The organism is Thiomicrolovo sp. ZZH C-3 (assembly GCF_054862725.1).
Genome location: NZ_JBTKXX010000003.1, coordinates 81747 through 98970, shown reverse-complemented (window position 1 = coordinate 98970; position 17224 = coordinate 81747). Strand labels below are relative to the sequence as shown.

General features: G+C 54.0%; 18 protein-coding genes. 6 read left to right on the top strand and 12 right to left on the bottom strand.

Going from position 1 to position 17224, the window contains the following annotated elements:
- Positions 1 to 39 precede the first annotated feature (39 nt).
- From ACXWTF_RS10390 to ACXWTF_RS10375, 4 genes are read left to right on the top strand one after another with little or no spacing between them, the layout of a single operon-like run.
- On the top strand, positions 40 to 3570 hold the full coding sequence (locus tag ACXWTF_RS10390; RefSeq protein ID WP_461714923.1) for a hypothetical protein: 3531 nt from the start codon (positions 40 to 42) through the stop codon (positions 3568 to 3570).
- On the top strand, positions 3564 to 4247 hold the full coding sequence (locus ACXWTF_RS10385) for a type II secretion system protein (protein WP_461714922.1): 684 nt from the start codon (positions 3564 to 3566) through the stop codon (positions 4245 to 4247). Before ACXWTF_RS10390 ends, ACXWTF_RS10385 begins: the two co-directional genes overlap by 7 nt.
- Positions 4244 to 5086: a type II secretion system protein gene (locus ACXWTF_RS10380; protein ID WP_461714921.1), complete on the top strand. Its 843-nt coding sequence runs from the start codon at positions 4244 to 4246 to the stop codon at positions 5084 to 5086. Before ACXWTF_RS10385 ends, ACXWTF_RS10380 begins: the two co-directional genes overlap by 4 nt.
- On the top strand, positions 5062 to 5556 hold the full coding sequence (locus ACXWTF_RS10375; protein ID WP_461714920.1) for a hypothetical protein: 495 nt from the start codon (positions 5062 to 5064) through the stop codon (positions 5554 to 5556). Before ACXWTF_RS10380 ends, ACXWTF_RS10375 begins: the two co-directional genes overlap by 25 nt.
- Positions 5557 to 5606: 50 nt before the next feature.
- On the opposite strand, the gene hpf is transcribed toward ACXWTF_RS10375, so the two are convergent.
- Entirely contained in the window at positions 5607 to 6140 is a 534-nt protein-coding gene (gene hpf / locus ACXWTF_RS10370; RefSeq protein ID WP_461714919.1) for a ribosome hibernation-promoting factor, HPF/YfiA family, read from the bottom strand.
- 112 nt (positions 6141 to 6252) lie between these two features.
- On the opposite strand from hpf, the gene recG reads away from it, so the two are divergent.
- Complete coding sequence (gene recG, locus ACXWTF_RS10365) at positions 6253 to 8052, top strand: ATP-dependent DNA helicase RecG (protein WP_461714918.1); 1800 nt, start codon at positions 6253 to 6255, stop codon at positions 8050 to 8052.
- A gap of 210 nt (positions 8053 to 8262) precedes the next feature.
- Here recG and ACXWTF_RS10360 read toward each other — a convergent pair whose 3' ends face one another.
- The 9 genes from ACXWTF_RS10360 to ACXWTF_RS10320 all read right to left on the bottom strand — a co-directional run bounded on the left by ACXWTF_RS10360 (position 8263) and on the right by ACXWTF_RS10320 (position 14488).
- Positions 8263 to 9507, bottom strand: a complete 1245-nt coding sequence (locus tag ACXWTF_RS10360) for a M16 family metallopeptidase (RefSeq protein ID WP_461714917.1) — start codon at positions 9505 to 9507, stop codon at positions 8263 to 8265.
- A gap of 47 nt (positions 9508 to 9554) precedes the next feature.
- Positions 9555 to 10604: a dehypoxanthine futalosine cyclase gene (locus ACXWTF_RS10355; protein WP_461714916.1), complete on the bottom strand. Its 1050-nt coding sequence runs from the start codon at positions 10602 to 10604 to the stop codon at positions 9555 to 9557.
- A 120-nt stretch (positions 10605 to 10724) separates the two neighbouring features.
- Positions 10725 to 11132 carry a transcription antitermination factor NusB gene (nusB, locus tag ACXWTF_RS10350; protein ID WP_461714915.1) on the bottom strand — a complete coding sequence of 136 codons (408 nt, stop codon included), beginning with the start codon at positions 11130 to 11132 and terminating at the stop codon, positions 10725 to 10727.
- On the bottom strand, positions 11132 to 11602 hold the full coding sequence (gene ribH / locus ACXWTF_RS10345; protein WP_461714914.1) for a 6,7-dimethyl-8-ribityllumazine synthase: 471 nt from the start codon (positions 11600 to 11602) through the stop codon (positions 11132 to 11134). Before ribH ends, nusB begins: the two co-directional genes overlap by 1 nt.
- Positions 11603 to 11643: 41 nt before the next feature.
- Positions 11644 to 12441: a 3-deoxy-8-phosphooctulonate synthase gene (gene kdsA, locus ACXWTF_RS10340; RefSeq protein ID WP_461714913.1), complete on the bottom strand. Its 798-nt coding sequence runs from the start codon at positions 12439 to 12441 to the stop codon at positions 11644 to 11646.
- Positions 12438 to 12725: a hypothetical protein gene (locus ACXWTF_RS10335; RefSeq protein WP_461714912.1), complete on the bottom strand. Its 288-nt coding sequence runs from the start codon at positions 12723 to 12725 to the stop codon at positions 12438 to 12440. Before ACXWTF_RS10335 ends, kdsA begins: the two co-directional genes overlap by 4 nt.
- A 101-nt stretch (positions 12726 to 12826) precedes the next feature.
- Positions 12827 to 13573, bottom strand: a complete 747-nt coding sequence (locus tag ACXWTF_RS10330) for a TerB family tellurite resistance protein (protein WP_461714911.1) — start codon at positions 13571 to 13573, stop codon at positions 12827 to 12829.
- Positions 13561 to 14055, bottom strand: coding sequence for a hypothetical protein (locus tag ACXWTF_RS10325; protein WP_461714910.1), 495 nt, complete (start codon positions 14053 to 14055; stop codon positions 13561 to 13563). The genes ACXWTF_RS10330 and ACXWTF_RS10325 overlap by 13 nt, the downstream gene beginning before the upstream one ends.
- Positions 14048 to 14488 carry a phosphoribosyltransferase gene (locus ACXWTF_RS10320; RefSeq protein ID WP_461714909.1) on the bottom strand — a complete coding sequence of 147 codons (441 nt, stop codon included), beginning with the start codon at positions 14486 to 14488 and terminating at the stop codon, positions 14048 to 14050. The genes ACXWTF_RS10325 and ACXWTF_RS10320 overlap by 8 nt, the downstream gene beginning before the upstream one ends.
- 79 nt (positions 14489 to 14567) lie before the next feature.
- Between ACXWTF_RS10320 and ACXWTF_RS10315 the strand changes: the two genes are divergently transcribed.
- The gene (locus tag ACXWTF_RS10315) at positions 14568 to 15512 is read left to right on the top strand and encodes a hypothetical protein (RefSeq protein ID WP_461714908.1); all 945 of its coding nucleotides are present in this window, start codon (positions 14568 to 14570) and stop codon (positions 15510 to 15512) included.
- A 15-nt stretch (positions 15513 to 15527) separates the two neighbouring features.
- Here the strand turns inward: ACXWTF_RS10315 and ACXWTF_RS10310 are convergent, their stop codons facing one another.
- Both ACXWTF_RS10310 and ACXWTF_RS10305 read right to left on the bottom strand, forming a co-directional pair.
- A complete protein-coding gene (locus ACXWTF_RS10310; RefSeq protein ID WP_461714907.1) occupies positions 15528 to 15932 on the bottom strand; it encodes a hypothetical protein in 405 nt (134 codons plus the stop codon).
- A gap of 13 nt (positions 15933 to 15945) precedes the next feature.
- Positions 15946 to 17133: a MopE-related protein gene (locus ACXWTF_RS10305; RefSeq protein WP_461714906.1), complete on the bottom strand. Its 1188-nt coding sequence runs from the start codon at positions 17131 to 17133 to the stop codon at positions 15946 to 15948.
- Positions 17134 to 17224 lie beyond the last annotated feature (91 nt).

The window sequence follows — 17224 nt, the reverse complement described above, 5'->3', positions numbered from 1 at the left end:
GTTGATTTACATGTATGCAAGTACGTTAAAGGGCAGACAATGCAGAGAAGTATCCTGACGAAAATTGTTGCAGCCGTCATCCTCCTCATTTTTTCAGTGACGCAGGCTGAAGCTGAGGGGGTTTGCGGTGCGACAGCAGCAAACAGTTTTACGTTCAATGAAACGAATACAACAGGAAGCTGGAGCGGCGCTGTTGATTACAATAGTACCACTGATTATTACTTTCAAATAGACTATCCGGGGACACTGACAATTGAAATCTCTAGCCCCGCCAGTAAAGTGAACTTGGCATACAGTAACGGTGTTTCCTGCCCTACTCCGGGGACAAGTCCATCATTCAACACGACGTTTGAGTTTCAAAGCGACCCGCAGACCCTGCCTTTTGTACTTAACTTGACAGCTTATGCAGACAGTAATAACGAAACCCTTTATACGATTAGCGCCACCTTTACACCATCCCCGATCGGGCTTTCAAAAAGCAACTACCCCATGCAGATATTAAATGGTGCCGACACGGAGGTCACCTATTCGCTGACGGCTTACAACTACAGCAATGTTCAAGGGTTGCTGACGCTTGAAGACACCCTCCCGGCTGAGCTGAATGTTTCAACGATCCAACCGATCAGCACCCCGCCGGGTTGGAACTGTACGTATCCGACAGCGCCGTCTAATACATTCACATGTACGATGTACGGCAGCGATGTTGCCCAGAATGGTACAACGCTCACATTCGCTGCAACACTTCAACCCGATGTCGCAGTCAATCAGACGCCCTATCCCATTACGAATACAGCAACCTTGTATGATCCGGATTCCGGTTATGTAGCCAATGCTGCTTCCACCGTCGAGGCAGTTGACAACGGCAACAGCGTGGACCTTGAGATCCAGAAGTATGCCGAAGCGGACATGATTCCGGCTGACACCGATTTCAAATACGCGATTTTCGTTCTCAATCACGGGAATAAAGACGCCTATATGATCAATGTCACCGACAGCTTTCCGAATGGGCAGGTAGACGTCGTGAGCTATGATACTACCAGAGGCTGGACCTGTCCGACACTACCGCCAACCGGTACTGCGACAAACCCCGCATCGTTCAATTGTACCTATGACAGTACCCTCTCAAGCAATGACATTGCCGTTCTGGTCATCAATGCACGTACAAAAGATTTGACCGTTGTCGCCAACGGCGATAATGTATACAATGTTGCCGAAGTCGATGCCATCAACCCCCTAGAGGACGAACCTGACCATCCGCACGTCGATGATGCGAACTTTACCATCGGCTATAACAGCTCGGCGGTTGTCGGCGGTATTTACCCGGAAAATGGTATTGTCGACGCCTCGGATGTCTCGCTTAACAGTATGGGAAGTCATCGCAGCCTAGCTTATCTGCATACCAGGGTTGCTTCCGAACCAAATCAGGTTGAAAATGTCTACTTTTTTGACAACAATCTCACGGCACCCTACGACACTAACGTGGAAGGTAAGGCTGTTCCGCTGACAGTTATTTTCAGGCTGGGTCATGAAGACAGCAATGGGCGTTGTGTCTTGACAGACGATGACAGACTCACTTATGACGGTTCACAAGTCGTTGCCATCTTCGATGAGACTAATAATCAGAGCCCCCGGACAAGTAATGCATTCCAGATGCGGAACCAGGCCATAAAAAAAGCCCGTCTGATTATGAAATATATCGACATCAATAAACTGCTCGACCTCAAAGATGAGGACTGTGCACAATCCAACATGTCTTCGAACCTGGCCGGTATTCCACAATGCTTCAACTCGGGCGGCTCCACCAAGCTCGACAATAATAAATATATTACTGTCTTTGGAGCCGATGCTTATGTCCGATGTATTCTAGGAAACGGCAATCCATGTGACTCTAACAATCACGGTAGAAGCTGCGGTGGTATCGTCAATGGGTGTCCCGGATATAATGACGAATATGACCATGATTTCGGATGCTATGAATGTACCCTTGGCGGCAGCGGTTCGTGTGCACGAGACCCTTTTGCCATTCGTCCGAAGGCATTTGATGTCAACATTTCCAACGGCGATGTCTTTAGAGCGGGCAGTGAAAACAGCTGGGCGTTCAAAGCATTAACGGCAAATCCGACACTGACGTCCGAGGCCACGCTCGACTACAACGAAACAAACAATCCCATGTATGACACATCGTTTATCGTCGATCTTAACTTCACCAAGAAGCCAATCTGTAATGACGTCAACCTCACACCCTATGTCCAGTTTCAAGACGGTGTCGACCTTGGCGATTTCGCTTTCGATAACGTTGTCACGGATGCCACATTCTCTATACATGAAGACCATGAGAACAATGCAACTGCATACGCAAGCATCGACGCCAACGACACCGCCGAGACGGAAAGCATGTTGTTTATTGAAGACTTTAGCCTTTCAAACATCACAATCATTCCCCACCACTTCAACGTCGATGGCAACCTCAGCGATTATGATGAAGCCAATGCATTCACCTATATGTTTGATATGAACCTCTACGATGGGGATGCTGCTTCGAATGAATATAATCTCAGTACGGCGTCTTTGGATGTGAAGATCAAAGCTGTCGGAAAGTACGATAAAGTCACGACCAACTATATCGATGAGTGTTTTGCTGATCCTGACGTAAACGTTACCTTGAAAATCAAAGGAACTAAGGTTGTACCCGCAAATGCACTCACAAAATTCCTCTATCACTATTACGCCAGGGACAACAACAATAGTGTTGCGGAGTGGGATGGAAATACCACACTGACCCAGAATGCGACTATAACGGAGCTGCACATTGAAAACAACGCTGCGCTGCATCCTGTATTTATTAAAGATGCAGAACCCGATGGAAATGGGACGGTCTTTATTCAATACAAACTCAATTTCGATCGAAAGATAAACAAAGCAGCCAATCCAATGCGCCTTTCACTCAAGAGCGTCGACGTCAATAACACCAAAACGGATCCGGACTATAATGTATTTGGCCAGGACGTTACGACGGATACTGCAACATTCCTTTATGGCCGGGCCCATTCACCCCGCTATCGTGTTGATTGTAATACGACGAATACCGGTCCTTGTACCTCGTCCCCCTTGGAACTTTTCTTTGAGTTCTACAGTACCGATTCGAACCTGACCCTGCGGAAAGAGTATGCACAGGACAACCAAAGAAGTAAGGATGCCATTCGCTGGTTCCGAAATACCCATCATAGCTTGTCATCGGATGGAAATATTACCGGCCTGAGTCACAAATATTTCCTTTACTATCTTGATGGGACCTCCGGACCTCTGAAACAGATCGGGAGTATTAGCACGCCTGCGGCCGGCATCTCTTCTGTAACGCTTGGCTATACCGGTAGCGACGGCTATCCCTACAAAGGCTCAGTCGAACTCCATACCCAGAAATGGCTCAACTATGACCGGTTCAACCCGAACCCGGATGTCAACAGCTCATTCCTGATTGAGTTCAATGCCATCGGACAGGAGACGGGTGATGGGACCTTAGCAGATCCGGGCGATGGACCGGCCAACTCCAACAGGAGGATCCGATGGTAAGCCGCAAACACGCCTTTACTATGATAGAAATGATCTTTGCGATCGTCATTATCGGTATCACTGTTGCCGGGGTCTCACAGATCATGACACGGAGTGGTCAGACCATGGAGGGGGCACTCTCCCAGGAGGCTGTTTTCCTGGCCTCCATGGAAGGGGCCAGAGTCTTTTCCAGTCTTTGGGACCCCAACTCCAAAGATGGTGCAAGTGAACTCTCATATTCGAAGATCCTTGACACAAATGCATTGGCAAATTATATGCGTACATGTATCGACCCTATAACCGATATAAGGTCAAATCAACCCTGCACCGCTACACAAGCATCGAGCGTTTTGCGTTATGGAGGGATCGCCCAAGACAAACACCGACGATTCCATAGCCAACCTACCGCAAGTTCCGTACCTTACCCTGAGGGGATGCCTGACAATGCGACCGCACTACCTATTACCGGTCCCAATGGGTATAAACACACGTATGAAGTTTCAAGAAGCTCAGACTATGTAAACTTTAATAACAACGGGTTTAATACGAACGGAACAGGCGGTGCAGAGACGGATATCAAAATGACAGAGATCAATATCAATGCAACCGAGAACGGGAATACTGTCAATCTCGTCAAAATGCGCGTATACTCCTACAACATCGGTGAGATTGACTTTTCTAAAAGGATTTTCGAATGAGAAAGCTTCATTTGAAAACGCGTCATGCCTTTACAATGATCGAACTCGTTTTCGTCATCGTCGTGATGGGGATTCTTGCAAAATTCGGCGTCGATCTTTTTCTTCAGATATATGAAGGGTACACCCGAACAACAATCGGGGCCTCTCTTCTGAGCAAAACCGAAGCAGCCGTCGGCCAGATCGCCAACCGATTGACTTACAGGATCAAAGATTCTGTTATTGCAACGGATGCAGCCGGCGGGTTTGGACCTCTTGTAAGTGCAAACGGCACAGAAAAGATTTTTGAATGGGTCGGGCTTGATCATAACGGCTGGGATGACGGTGACTACAGCGGTATCATCGACCTCGACCTCAGTACAAAAACGCTATTGGCCAGCCCCGGAACGAGTGCACTGCCCGTGAATGGAGCACTCCTTTTCGCCGGTTCTAAAATAGATGTAGCAAACAGTTTCGGGTGGTATGGATCCTATGATGAAAATACGAGCGATCTGCACATTTATGACGGTGTTGCAGCAGGTGGTGGAGCTATCTCGTTTGCAACGAACAGTTTTAAAACAGGCGATGAAATCTTCGAGTTTTATCAGGTAGCCAGCAGCGCCTTTGCACTCGAACTCGATACGACAGACGCTTCAAATAAAAAACTTCTCTTGTACCAGAATTACTACCCGTGGCTTGATGGTGTCTATACGGATGTCACCCCTGACCTTCTTGTCGATCATGTCAGTACATTTACACTGCAAAAATCAGGCGATATCATCAAAATCGAGCTTTGCCTTAGCAATGCGAATTTCATGGGCGAAGGGGAATACTCCATATGCAAAACAAAAATCGTGTTCTAAAACGCGGCGGCTTCGCCGTCATCGCCTCCGTCTTTATGATGTTGCTGATCACGTTGATGCTGTTGAAAATGCTCTCTTACACAACAGACACCGCAAAGCGTACCAGCAACAATTACCTCAATGAGCAAGCGCAATTGCTGGCCTTCAATGCCACCGAGGATGCGGTCTACCGTATTTCCGGAGAAAATAGCAGCGGTGGAAATGCCTGTACACAATCTTACAATATACACTACCCTTCTGCCGCGCCCTACATGTTCGATATCAACGTCAGTATCAGTTATATATGGGCGACAGATTTAACGCCGGGCGATGCGAGTTGTCGAAACTATATAGGTGCTGGAGCCACGTACCAGCTTGAAAGTAATATTACAAACGGGGCCGCTGTTGTCGATGTCATCGTCACTACCAACGACACCCTGAACCTCAGTGAACCTGTCCGTTTTCATCGTAAAACACTGCAAAAATTGTAACTCAGAGAAGTCTTTAAAGAAGAGACGGCAAAAGCCGTCAAATAAATAATTCAGTAAAGGCCGAAGCGGCCATCGTTACGTTTGTAAAGTACCCGTGTCTTTCCGTCGTTATCGAGGAAGATGTCGAACTGTTTCTCACTCCCTTTCAACTCCTCAAGTACATCGGCAACTTCCCGTGGTTTGTAACTGTCCAGTTCGACCGGGATCACCTCGTCTTCAAGCGCTTCGGCGGCCGCTTTGACGTCTGCCGATCCGCTTTTGGCATCGTTCATGCTCTCATGGTGATGATCATTGATCTTGTCATGCATGCGGCGCAGCGCCTTTTGGGCACGGTCGATCGCAATGTCGATCGCGGCATACATATCATCGTCGCTCTGCTTGATGACAACGGTATTCTTGCCGGCCAGGTTGATGGTAAACTCTACAGAAACCCCCTGCTTTTTGCCGGCGCTTCGTTTGGCGCAGACCGCCTGTGCCGAAATGATGTCCAGATTGAACTTCGAGAGCGATGTAATCGCGTTTTGCAAATACTCTTTGATAGGATCGGTCAACTCGATCGCTCTTCCGGTCAGTGAGATATTCATCATGGAACCTTTCCGGGCCTCGCCCTCTGTTGTATTGTCGTAGGCAACGATTATAGCACAGGAAACATGTCATTTTTCAAGCCGGACCGCCATAAACGCGCTAAAATATCCCATGCAGATTGAACAGGCCGATATCGAAAAATTCAAAAAACTCGGGGTCTACTCGGCCACAGAGCTTGCGATTCATATACCGGTCCGTTTTGAAGACCGCCGGCTCTACCCCAGACTCAAAGAAGGCACCGAGCAGGCCATCGATGCCACCGTCGAATCGATACACCGCTCGCCGCGTACAGTCACAATCACCCTGTTTGTGCACAATTTCGACCACCGCATCGAGGGGGTCCTGTTCAATCCGAAACCCTATATGCTGCGTTTTTTCACCGAAGGGGAGCGCACCCTCTTCTACGGCCGAATCGACTGCAGGCAGGGGCGCTGCCAGATGAGCCATCCCCAGCGCATCCCCGAAGCGGGTACGCTCACCCCCAAATACAAAACACCACTTCGCACCGACGTCATGGCCCGTATCGCCGCGCGCTATATCACCCGCGCAAACCTCCTGGACGAAGGACTGCCCCCCGCTGTCGCCGATGCGCTGCTTGGACTGCACTTCCCCAGGGAAGCGCCGCTGAAAGAACCGACTCCCCAGCAGCTCTACGCACTCAAATACGCCGAACTCTACAGTTATATGCGTTCACTACAGGGCAAGCGGCGCTACTTCCATGCATTGCAAAAACTGGATAGTGACTGGCGCGGCTGGGCCATGCGTCTGCCCTTTCTCCTGACGGATGAGCAGACAAAAGCGATCGAGGCGATCGAAGCGGACTTTAAAAAGCCCCATGCCGCCAAACGGATGGTCGTCGGGGATGTCGGCGCAGGCAAAACGATGGTGATCCTGGCCGCCATGCAGATGGCTTCTCCCCACCGGAGCATCCTGATGGCCCCTACCACCATCCTCGCCAACCAGCTTTACGAAGAAGCGCGGAAGTTCCTGCCCGAAAAGAAGATTCTCCTCGTCACAAATGCCACGCCTAAGAAAATGGCGCTGGGGGAGGCCGATGTCCTTATCGGCACCCATGCCCTGCTCTACCGTGAGCTCCCCGACGCCGTGCTCGTCATGGTGGATGAACAACACCGCTTCGGTACCGCACAGCGCCACCGGCTGGAAAAACTGCTCTCGGAGGGTGCCCAACACCCCCACTACCTTCAGTTCTCCGCCACGCCCATCCCCCGTACCCAGGCGATGATCGACTCCGCCCATATCGACGTCAGCCTCATCACCAAGACTCCCTTTAAAAAAGACATTTCAACCTCGGTCATCCACAAACCTGACTTCCCCGCTCTGTTGCAGCATATCCGCTCGGAAATCGCGCAAGGGCACCAGGTTCTCATCGTCTACCCTCTTGTCGAAGAGAGCGAGAATTTCGGCTATCAGAGCATCGAGGAAGCAAGAGGCTACTGGGAAAAACATTTCAAGAACGTCTACGTCACGCACGGAAAAGACAAGGAGAAAGAGGCGATCCTGGAGACCTTCAGAGAGCGGGGAGACATCCTGCTCGCAACAACTGTCATCGAGGTGGGCATTTCACTGCCGCGCCTGACGACCGTGGTCATCGTCGGTGCCGAACGGCTCGGACTCGCCACCCTGCATCAACTGCGCGGACGCGTCAGCCGAACGGGCCTCAAAGGGTGGTGCTTTCTCTATACAAACCTCAAAGAGAGCGAGCGCCTCAACGCCTTCCGGAAGACCGACAACGGTTTCGACATCGCCGCCCTGGACCTCAAATACCGCAAAAGCGGCGACCTTCTCAAAGGCAGTATTCAAAGCGGCAAAAAATTCCTCTGGGCCGACATGTCCGAGGATGAGGCGATTGTGCGGGAGGTCAAAGCGGCGCTGTCGCGTGGTAAGTGGTAAGTGGTAAGTGGTAAGTGGTAAGTGGTAAGTGGTCAGTGGTAAGAAGCTTGTCAGTACCCTCTACTTCTGTCAAGGCAAGAACGGTAGTTAGCGGGTCAGGTGGATCACCGGGGAATGGAGTGCCCCGAAAGCGGCAGCCTTTTATCCTTTTTTCTTCCCGGTTCGGCTTCTGCTTTACACAAGTAAAGAAGAAGCCGAACAAAAGACCCGTTACTCCTCCGTCACAATCGCGAAGGTCAGTTTCTCGATCTCTTTATGCTTCTTGATAAAGGCGTTGAGTGTGGCAAGATCAAGCGTTTCGATCTGGGAAAGTTCGCGGGCAGACGCACCGATCCCCTCCCCCTTGTAATACTCAAGGAACGTGCGCGAAAGGCGCTGGGAGAGTGTCTCGACCCGCAGCGGTTCGGACCCGAGCAGGAAACGTTTTGCCTGGTCGAGTTCCTCCTGGGTAGCCCCCTGCTCGATAAAGGTATCGATCACTTCACGCACAGTTTCAACGGCCTCTTTCTGCGAAGCGATCTTCGTCTGGAGGTAGCCGAAGAAGTAGCTGCTGGAACGGGCGATATTCGCGCGGCAGTAGGCGGAGTAGGCCAGCCCGCGCTTGACCCGGATCTCTTCCATCATCCGGCTGCCGAAACCGCCGCTGCCGAGGATGAACATGGCCACGCGGCTGATGTAGTGCTCGGGATCCCCCACCTTCATCTCAAAAGGCGCGCCGAAATAGACATAGGCCTGTTCCGTTTTCCGCTTGAACAGCTCCGTCTGTGCCGCGGCACTTGCCGGGTAATACCCGAGCGTCTCCAAGGAACCTTTCGGCAGGGTGCTCAGCAAACGACGTGCGGCATCCTCTGCGGCTGCCTTGGAGATGTCGCCGCCGATCACGACGATAGCCCGCGAGGTCTGGAGATGGTTCTCGACAAAGGCTTTGACCGCTTTGAGCTCCATCGCCTTGACGCTTTCAACCGTTCCCGACGCCGGGGATGCCAGCGGGGTGTCGGCGAAGAGCGCCGCGCGCAGCTCGCGGTTGGCGACATAGTCGAAATCGTTCTCTTTCCGGCTCAGTGCGCCGACCATCGTCGTCTTCACCTTCTGCAGAGCCTCTTTGCTGAGATTCGGCGCAGAAAGAAGCTCTTCAAGCAGTTCCACCGCTTCACCGAACTCCTCTTTGAGCGAGCCCATTTCAAACACCATCGTCTCCGTCCCGGCATGGACACTGAGGTGGATGGCGCGCGCGTCAAGTGCCTCGGCAAAACCGACGGCGCCGCGTTTTTTGGTCCCTTCGTTGAGCATCGAAGCGCTGACCTTCGCCAACCCCGCGCGAGCACCGTCCTCGATCGAACCGCTCTGGCGGAAGACCAGCTGCATGGAGACGATCGGCAGCCGGGAATCCTGCTCAAATATCATCGGCACTTTGATGCCGTCTACTTCTACCTGTTCCACCGTCGTTTCAGCCATTACAATCTGTCCTGTCAAAAAAATGAATAATAGTAGCGCTTTGAGGCTCACGCAAAAAGCTCCAGCGTTTCATACGCCGTGTTCCGGATCGCCGGCGTTTCACCGAGATCGCGGATCAGGCGGACCATCTCCTCCTTGGCCATACGGAAGCCCGCCCCCGCACTGCGGACGACGTTCTCCTCCATCATCGTTGAGCCGAGGTCGTTCGCACCGAACTGCAGCGCCATCTGCCCGATGTAAGGTCCCTGGGTAACCCACGAGCTCTGCAGGTTCGGTACGTTGTCCAGGAAGAGGCGAGAGACCGCCAGCAGACGGAGATAGCGGTTGGCCGAATGTTTCTTCATCTCGGGGAACTCTTCGAGCAGTTTGGTATTCTCTCCCTGGAACGACCACATGATAAAGGCACGGAAGCCCTCCGTTTCGTCCTGCAGGCGGCGGACCATATCCCAGTGCTCCACGATCTCTTCGTCCGTCTCCATCGTACCGTACATCATTGTCGCCGTGGATTTGATCCCGAGCTTGTGCGCCTTGCGGTGGATGTCGATCCAGACGTCGGCGTCGATTTTGCGCGGGGCGATGATATCGCGGACACGGTCGTTGAGGATCTCGGCGCCCGCTCCCGGGATGGAAGCGAGCCCTTTTGCCTTCAGGCGGGTCAGAACTTCCTCGACGCTGATGCGCGACACTTTGGCAATGAAGTCAATCTCGATGGCCGAAAAGCCGTGGATGGTGATCTGCGGGTATTTCGTATGGATATGTTCGACAAGATCCTCATACCACTCGATCTTCAGTTTGGGATGAACGCCGCCCTGGAAAAGGATCTGGGTCCCGCCGATGGCAAGCAGCTCATCGATCTTCGCATCGATCTCATCGTAAGTGAGGACGTACGCATCCTCGTCCTTCTCGTGGCGGTAAAACGCGCAGAACTTGCAATCGACCCAGCAGATATTGGTGTAGTTGATATTGCGGTCGACGACGAAAGTCGTAACCCCTTTGGGGTGCAGCTCTTTTTTACGGGCCGTGGCAAGCTTTCCGAGGGTTTTGAGGTCGGCGTTGCGGATCAGGTCAACCGCTTCTTCTTTGGTGAGTCTGCTCATGATGATTCCATTTTCGTACATTTTTTCCTTGGCCGCAGTATAACTGTTCAAGGATTCAGTTCCGCCCCCGCGTCCGAAGACAGAGGAGTTTGAAAAGTTTGATTTAAGCGCAGGCGGGGCTCAGGAAGCGCTTTTCTCTTTGGCGATCGCATCAAGCACGCCGTTGATGAATTTGGGAGACTGTTCCGTGCCGAACGCTTTGGCGACTTCGATCGCCTCGTTGATCACGACGGCGGAATCCAGGTCACTGTGAAGCGCCTCGTAGGCCCCCAGGCGGAGCGTTGCCCGTTCGATGGAGCCCAGGCGGTCGAAATCCCACTCCTTGAGGTGTTTGACGATCGCTTCGTCCACCTCTTCCAGATGGGCCATAACCCCGTCAAAAAGCGTCAGGGCAAAATCCTTCTGCTTGTTGCGGATCTTTTTCTCCTCAAGGATCTCATCGGTATGATCGGCGATCGCCCCGTTACCGAGGTCATAGGCATACAGCAGGCTGACAACCGCCATACGTGCATGGTGACGTGTCGCCATTACGCCTCGATCTCCGCATAAAGGTTCAGCATCTCGATGACTGTTGTCATCGCTTCAAAGCCCTTGTTCCCCGCTTTCGTACCGGCCCGCTCGATCGCCTGTTCGATCGTGTCGGTCGTCAGCAGACCGAATGCAACCGGTTTGGCGTACTTGAGTGAGACCGTCGCGATCCCCTTGGTGGCCTCCGCAGAGACATAATCAAAATGCGGTGTCGCCCCGCGGATCACCGCACCCAGTGCACAGACAGCGTCATACTTGCCGCTGGCAAGCAGGCGCTCCGTTGCCATCGGCAGTTCGAACGCGCCCGGGACCAGGACAAGGTCCAGCTCCGCGTCGTTGCCGCCGTGGCGGGCGTAGGCGTCTTTGGCACCTTCGACCAGGCGGTCGGTGATCAGGTGGTTGAAACGTGCCGCGATAATAGCGACTTTCTTGTCCGTGGGGACCTGCAGTTTTCCCTCGATTACTTGCATCTTTCTTTCTCCTTGTTTAACTTTCTTCTCTACTGTTCAGCTTAACGGCTGCAGCCCTCGATGGCGAGCAGCGTCTCTGTCAGCTGTTTCAGTCCATCGAGCGTGATCATGTTCGGGCCGTCGCTCAGGGCGCAGGAAGGGTCGAAGTGGGTTTCAAAAAAGAACCCGTCGACCCCGACGGCAGCCGCGGCCTTGGCCAGGTAAGGGACCATCGAACTGTCTCCGCCGGTTTTCCCGCCGCCGCTGCCGGGCATCTGTACCGAGTGTGTTGCATCGAAAACGACCGGGGCGAATTCGCGCATGATCACCGGCGAACGCATGTCGACGACGAGGTTCCCGTAGCCGAAGCTCGAACCGCGTTCGGTGAGCAGCACCTTATGCTTCTTGGCGTTTTCATACCCCACCTCGTCACATCCGCGGGTCTTGAGTACTTTGAGGACCGAGTAGCGCATATCGGCAGGATTCATAAACTGCCCCTTCTTGATATTGACGATACGGTCCGTGTTCGCCGCGGCGACAAGCAGATCGGTCTGGCGGCAGAGGAACGCGGGGATCTGAAGGATATCGGCGACTTCCGCCGTCGGTGCCACCTGGTAGGACTCGTGGACATCCGTCACGATCTTGTAGCCGAACTGATCTTTCACCTTCTGCAAAAGACGGAGTCCCTCCTCCAGTCCCGGTCCGCGGTAACTTTCGAGCGAAGTGCGGTTTGCCTTGTCAAAACTCGCCTTGAAGTAGAAGTCGAAACGTGCATCCTCATGATAGGGCTGCAGCGCCTCGGCGATGCGGAAAAGGGATGCTTCGCTCTCAATGACGCAGGGCCCCGACATTAAAATCATTCGATGCTCCCGTTACCCTCGACCATAGCCTGGGATTCGACCGGCCGCATCTGCGGGGAGACGACCCGCTCTTTGTACTTGCTGTTCCCGACGGCTTCGTCAAAATCGTCGACCGCCTTCTCCCGGAACTCCGTCAGCGAATGTCCCGTTTCATGCGAATAGATGATATATCCCAAAACTACAAGGACCAATACCATCGTTTTCTTGGCGTTGGTCTGCCACTGCATGTACGCCAGAATCAACAAGACGACTATCGTCGCCGGATAAAGCCATGATGCATCCATTTTATACCCTTTTCGTGCCACGGCAGTGCCGCCGAAAATAAATAGGATTATACCAGAGGTTGTTAACAAACCCGGTATCGCATCCCCCTAAGAACGCTCGGCTACCTCGACGCTTTGATCATTTCATAAGCAGCATTGATCTGCTGCATCTTCTGCGTTGCCTCCGCCATATAGGCTTCATCCGCCCCTTTTGCCTTCATAAGATCGGGATGGTACTGCTTCACAAGCGCACGGTACTTCTTTTTGATGCTCTCCATTGCTTCTCCCTCTTCCGCCCCCAGCAGCGTATAGGCCTCCTGCAGGCTGGTACGGGTCGGCCCCGCCTTGTAGATCTGCGCGAACCGGGCCATGATCGCCTCGACCTGTTCCGGGGCGATCTGCAAGAACGCCGCGATTTTGATCAGCAGGTTCTCTTCGTTTCGGCTGAGCTCCCCGTCGACAAAGGCAAGGTTGACGAGGAATGAGAACATCCCAAGGCGCTGTTGCGGGTGGTGCACGGTCGCATAGGCCAGACGCTGCGCGATCGCATCGGCATTGAAACGCTGCTCCTTTTCACGGTTGAAGATCGTTTTGAGCTCTTCTCGGACCATCTGCGGATCCGGAAACGCATTGGCAATGTCCGTGAAAGTGTTGCCGATCAGCTCCGCTTCCAGGGTATCAACCCGGCCGTCGGCCTTGGCGACCTTCGCCATCAGGGCGACAAAAAGCCCCAGTTCGGAGTTGCGTACCGCTTCGGAGGTCACGGGGCCTCTCCCCGTCGCTTCCGCCCGGTACTGGTAGCGGCCGTAGCTCCTGAAAACCCAGATCAGGAAAAATCCCACAAACAGGTAAAATATCAGTGAGCCCATACGTTATCCCCCTCACCATCGATCTCGATGCCGACGACCCGCTCACACGGCACAATGCGTGTCTTTCCGGGGGCACTGACCACAAAGAACCAGCGGCTCCCTGCCATCAGCGCTTCGTCATACTCCCCTGTACGTTTGACGTCTTCGGTCTCCATCCGGCGCAAAACGACCCCGGTACTGAACCCCTGCCGGTAGTCATCGGCCGCCGTATCGATATCGGCGAACTCCACCCTATCGGCGGTGCGGACAAGCCGGTAACGGTTTTGGCGGGCCCACCCGCGTACGCCGAACCAGAGTGTACCCATCAGCAGCAGCGCAGCACCGCCGGCCACAACCGTGTACGTGAAAGCGACGGCTGCAACAAGCACCGTCAGCGCCCCCCATACCACAAGTGCCGCCTCATCGCTTTTTTCAAAAGCGATCACTCTGAACGCCAGAATGAGCGTCCGAAGATACTGCAGCCATACCAGCACTTTAGCCATCAAAGCGGTCCCAGAAAAATTCGATCCACTCCGTCGCTTCCCGGCAGCTGAAGTCGGGCTGCTCGCAGGCTGTGGGTTTATACCACGGTGCTGCACATTTGATCTCGCTCTGCGGAAAACGCTCCCGAAGATAAGCCTTCACCTGCTGCAGCGTTTTGCCCGAGTCAACGATATCATCGACGACCAATATCCGCTGTACGTCACCGCCGGGGCAATCCCCTTCGATGGTGACCGTTTCACGCTGCGATTCATCATCATATGACGCCACCCGCAGCAGACCGATGTTGCGCACATCCAGCCCGTAACCGAGTAGCTGCGCCCCCATCATGCCGCCGCGCGCAAGCGCCACGATCAGATCCGGCGCATAGGTACGGCATGCCGGCAGCAATGCACGCATATCCGCTTCAAAAGCCTCATAGCTGTAATAATACATGGCCGCATTATACCACTAAAGGGCATCTCTAAAGCCCCCCTTTACCCATGCATTGCTACCATGACGAAAAGGGAGTTTCATGCGCTTGGATTTCTTGGCTTTGTTGACCGTCACCCTCCTCTTTTCGGGCTGCCTGGCACCGACACCCCCCGAAGTCCCCGCCTGGGTCGAACACCCCCCGCCGCCGACGGCGACAACGCTTTACGGCGTCTCCGTGGCCAAAAGCAAAGAGGAGGCCTATATCTCCGCCATCGGCAATATCGCTTCGACCATGCTCAAGGGTGCGGAATCCGACCTCGAACTGCGTGTCAGCGATCTCAATGAGCGCAAACAGATCACGGCTGCTATGCGTACGGTCCTCCGGGAGATCGACTATCCGGGTGTGACCGTCAAAGAAGCGGCAGAAATGGGAGAGGAGCATGCAGTCCTGATCACCATGCCGCGTAGTGTATTGGCGGCACAACTCGATGCCCGGCTCAAAGCGCACCGTCAAACAATCGAAGCACACCTGCCGGTCGATGACCTTCCCCTTTTTGCCCGCCTGGGCAAGCTGGGCGCTGCCCATGAAGAGAAACCGATGCTGCTGGGGGAGGTATTCCTCCTTGAAACGGCCGACCCGTCTGCCGACACGAAACCCGCCTATGCCTTCGCAAAAGAGACGGATTCAGCCTATAACGCGCTCAAATTCGGTGTGGCACTCAGTGTGATCAGCGATGCGGAAGCGATTGTCTACGTCAATACCGTCGAGCAGGCCCTCCGCTCAGAGGGAATGACGGCGACGGGGAACCGTATCGGCCTGCTCCTGCTCCATGCCGACAGCCAGCAGGAACGTCGTAACGGGCTTTTCAGCGTCACCATGCGGCTCCGGCTTGAGTCTGTCGCCAAAGGTACACGCTTTGCACAAAACGAGTTTTTCCTGGAAGCCGTATCGGCACAGAGTTTCAGCGACGCCAAGCGCCGTACGGCCGAAGAGCTCAAAAAACGCATTCGGGAGCGGGGCCTCTTTCGTACCCTCGGGTTCTGACGTTCCCTCCGCCGCCTATTCACCCATGCCGTTATCCGGCCGAACGGGTTCCTGCACCTCGATGCGCCTGAGCGCCGCTTCATCACCGCTGCGCCTTGCCGCGTTCAGCGCCTGACGCCATTCACGGCGGGCCTTGAGATAGACAACCCGGGCGCGCTGACGTTCGATACGCCGCTCCGCGGCGACGAGACGGTTATAAGCTCTCTCCTCCTCCGTCAGGAGAGGCGTATCGTGAGGTAAACCCGTCATCACTGCTTTTTCCGGGGCTTTTTTCATCATCGGAGCGGGTTGCACCGCCATTTCAGGCACAGACGGTATGCTGAATTTTCCGTCTACCGGTGCGTTCGGATGCCCCTCCATCCTTCCTGCCGCCAAAAATGCGGCGGTCATCACACCCAGTGCCAGTACGATCCAGCGCATCTGTAACTCCTGCCTAACTCGTCGGATCGCCGTCGCAATTCCAGTCCTTCGGGTCCAACGGTCTTTCCGTCGCCCCCGGGTAGATCAGGGCGTTCGTGTCATCGCAGTCAGGGGACCAGTCTTTCGTGTAGAACCCGTCACCGTCACTGTCCGTTCCTATCGGGATCACTGCAGGGGCGTACCAGGTCGTGGATGATCCGTCCTCCGACATCACCTGGAGGTAATAGGTCTGTGTCGTCGCGATCCCCCCGGCATCCGGTGTACTCATCTCGATGACACCTCCCGGACCTTTCGAATCGGTAATGCCCAGCGCGCCACCACCGTCATCGAGCAGCGAAGTCTGTAGCCCCGCGGGCCCCTGGGAAAAATCCACCACATAAGCGGCACCGTAAGGCGGCAGCGTCACTTTGTAATAGTCCGTTTCACTCCCGGGGTTGATCGTATGCGCCAGGGTATAGAGGGCGCCTTGATAAATGATCTCACCGACGGCACTTTCGGTGCTGTAGATCGTTGTCGCACTGCCCAAGCTCCCATCCGATTCAAAACCGTCTATACCGGACGGGGCGTCTGCCCCGGAACAGTCTTCATCGATCCCGTTGCCGGCGATCTCGGTCGCATAGGGGTAAATGGCATTATTGCTGTCGTTGCAGTCAAACGTTTCGGAGTAGCCGTCGCTGTCCGCGTCGACAAAAGAGCGGACGCCGAGCTGATAGCTGGCCATGTCAAATGCATAGTAGGAGTAAATGTGGATCAGGTATTCCCCTGTAGCCGTGATCGCAACCTGCTCGATATTGCTGTCAAAAGAGAGGTAGTTATCATTGGACGCTACCAGCGTAACGCCATCGGGCTTGTACAGCTCTATCACGGTGTCGGCCGTGTAGTTCAGGTTCGTGGCGAAAACTTCATAGGTCTTCCCCGCACTCAACGTCACTTTGACCCAATCCTCATCCCCCTGCGGATAGAGCGTACGCGTTTGCAGCCCCCCGACCAGGATACTGCTGGAGTGCTCTTTCGTATTGTCGCCGGCGCTGCCTTCAAAGCCGTCGGCTCCGGTCGGAAAAGCCGCTGCGACCACCGTGCCGCCGCCCCCGGTGTTACCGCCGCCGCCACTGTCCGCCGTTTCGCTCTCGACCTTGCACCCTCCGGCCATCAGTGCCACCGCGGCAAGCAGAACGATTCCTTTCGCTTTCATGGTTTTCATCATTCCCTCCTTCGCATACTAACAGGGAAAAACGTGAATTAAAACCATCTTACAACGCAGCGCCTTTCGCTTGACGGCGGAGAACAAAACT

Excerpts from the sequence above, each read along its gene's own strand:
- hpf (WP_461714919.1), bottom strand. The coding sequence starts at position 6,140 with ATGAATATCTCACTGACCGGAAGAGCGATCGAGTTGACCGATCCTATC.
- ACXWTF_RS10330 (WP_461714911.1), bottom strand. The coding sequence starts at position 13,573 with ATGGGCTCACTGATATTTTACCTGTTTGTGGGATTTTTCCTGATCTGG.
- ACXWTF_RS10375 (WP_461714920.1), top strand. The coding sequence starts at position 5,062 with ATGCAAAACAAAAATCGTGTTCTAAAACGCGGCGGCTTCGCCGTCATC.
- ribH (WP_461714914.1), bottom strand. The coding sequence starts at position 11,602 with ATGCAAGTAATCGAGGGAAAACTGCAGGTCCCCACGGACAAGAAAGTC.
- recG (WP_461714918.1), top strand. The coding sequence starts at position 6,253 with ATGCAGATTGAACAGGCCGATATCGAAAAATTCAAAAAACTCGGGGTC.
- ACXWTF_RS10305 (WP_461714906.1), bottom strand. The coding sequence starts at position 17,133 with ATGAAAACCATGAAAGCGAAAGGAATCGTTCTGCTTGCCGCGGTGGCA.
- ACXWTF_RS10315 (WP_461714908.1), top strand. The coding sequence starts at position 14,568 with ATGCGCTTGGATTTCTTGGCTTTGTTGACCGTCACCCTCCTCTTTTCG.
- kdsA (WP_461714913.1), bottom strand. The coding sequence starts at position 12,441 with ATGATTTTAATGTCGGGGCCCTGCGTCATTGAGAGCGAAGCATCCCTT.
- ACXWTF_RS10320 (WP_461714909.1), bottom strand. The coding sequence starts at position 14,488 with ATGTATTATTACAGCTATGAGGCTTTTGAAGCGGATATGCGTGCATTG.
- ACXWTF_RS10355 (WP_461714916.1), bottom strand. The coding sequence starts at position 10,604 with ATGAGCAGACTCACCAAAGAAGAAGCGGTTGACCTGATCCGCAACGCC.
- ACXWTF_RS10325 (WP_461714910.1), bottom strand. The coding sequence starts at position 14,055 with ATGGCTAAAGTGCTGGTATGGCTGCAGTATCTTCGGACGCTCATTCTG.
- nusB (WP_461714915.1), bottom strand. The coding sequence starts at position 11,132 with ATGGCGACACGTCACCATGCACGTATGGCGGTTGTCAGCCTGCTGTAT.
- ACXWTF_RS10310 (WP_461714907.1), bottom strand. The coding sequence starts at position 15,932 with ATGCGCTGGATCGTACTGGCACTGGGTGTGATGACCGCCGCATTTTTG.
- ACXWTF_RS10380 (WP_461714921.1), top strand. The coding sequence starts at position 4,244 with ATGAGAAAGCTTCATTTGAAAACGCGTCATGCCTTTACAATGATCGAA.
- ACXWTF_RS10385 (WP_461714922.1), top strand. The coding sequence starts at position 3,564 with ATGGTAAGCCGCAAACACGCCTTTACTATGATAGAAATGATCTTTGCG.
- ACXWTF_RS10335 (WP_461714912.1), bottom strand. The coding sequence starts at position 12,725 with ATGGATGCATCATGGCTTTATCCGGCGACGATAGTCGTCTTGTTGATT.
- ACXWTF_RS10390 (WP_461714923.1), top strand. The coding sequence starts at position 40 with ATGCAGAGAAGTATCCTGACGAAAATTGTTGCAGCCGTCATCCTCCTC.
- ACXWTF_RS10360 (WP_461714917.1), bottom strand. The coding sequence starts at position 9,507 with ATGGCTGAAACGACGGTGGAACAGGTAGAAGTAGACGGCATCAAAGTG.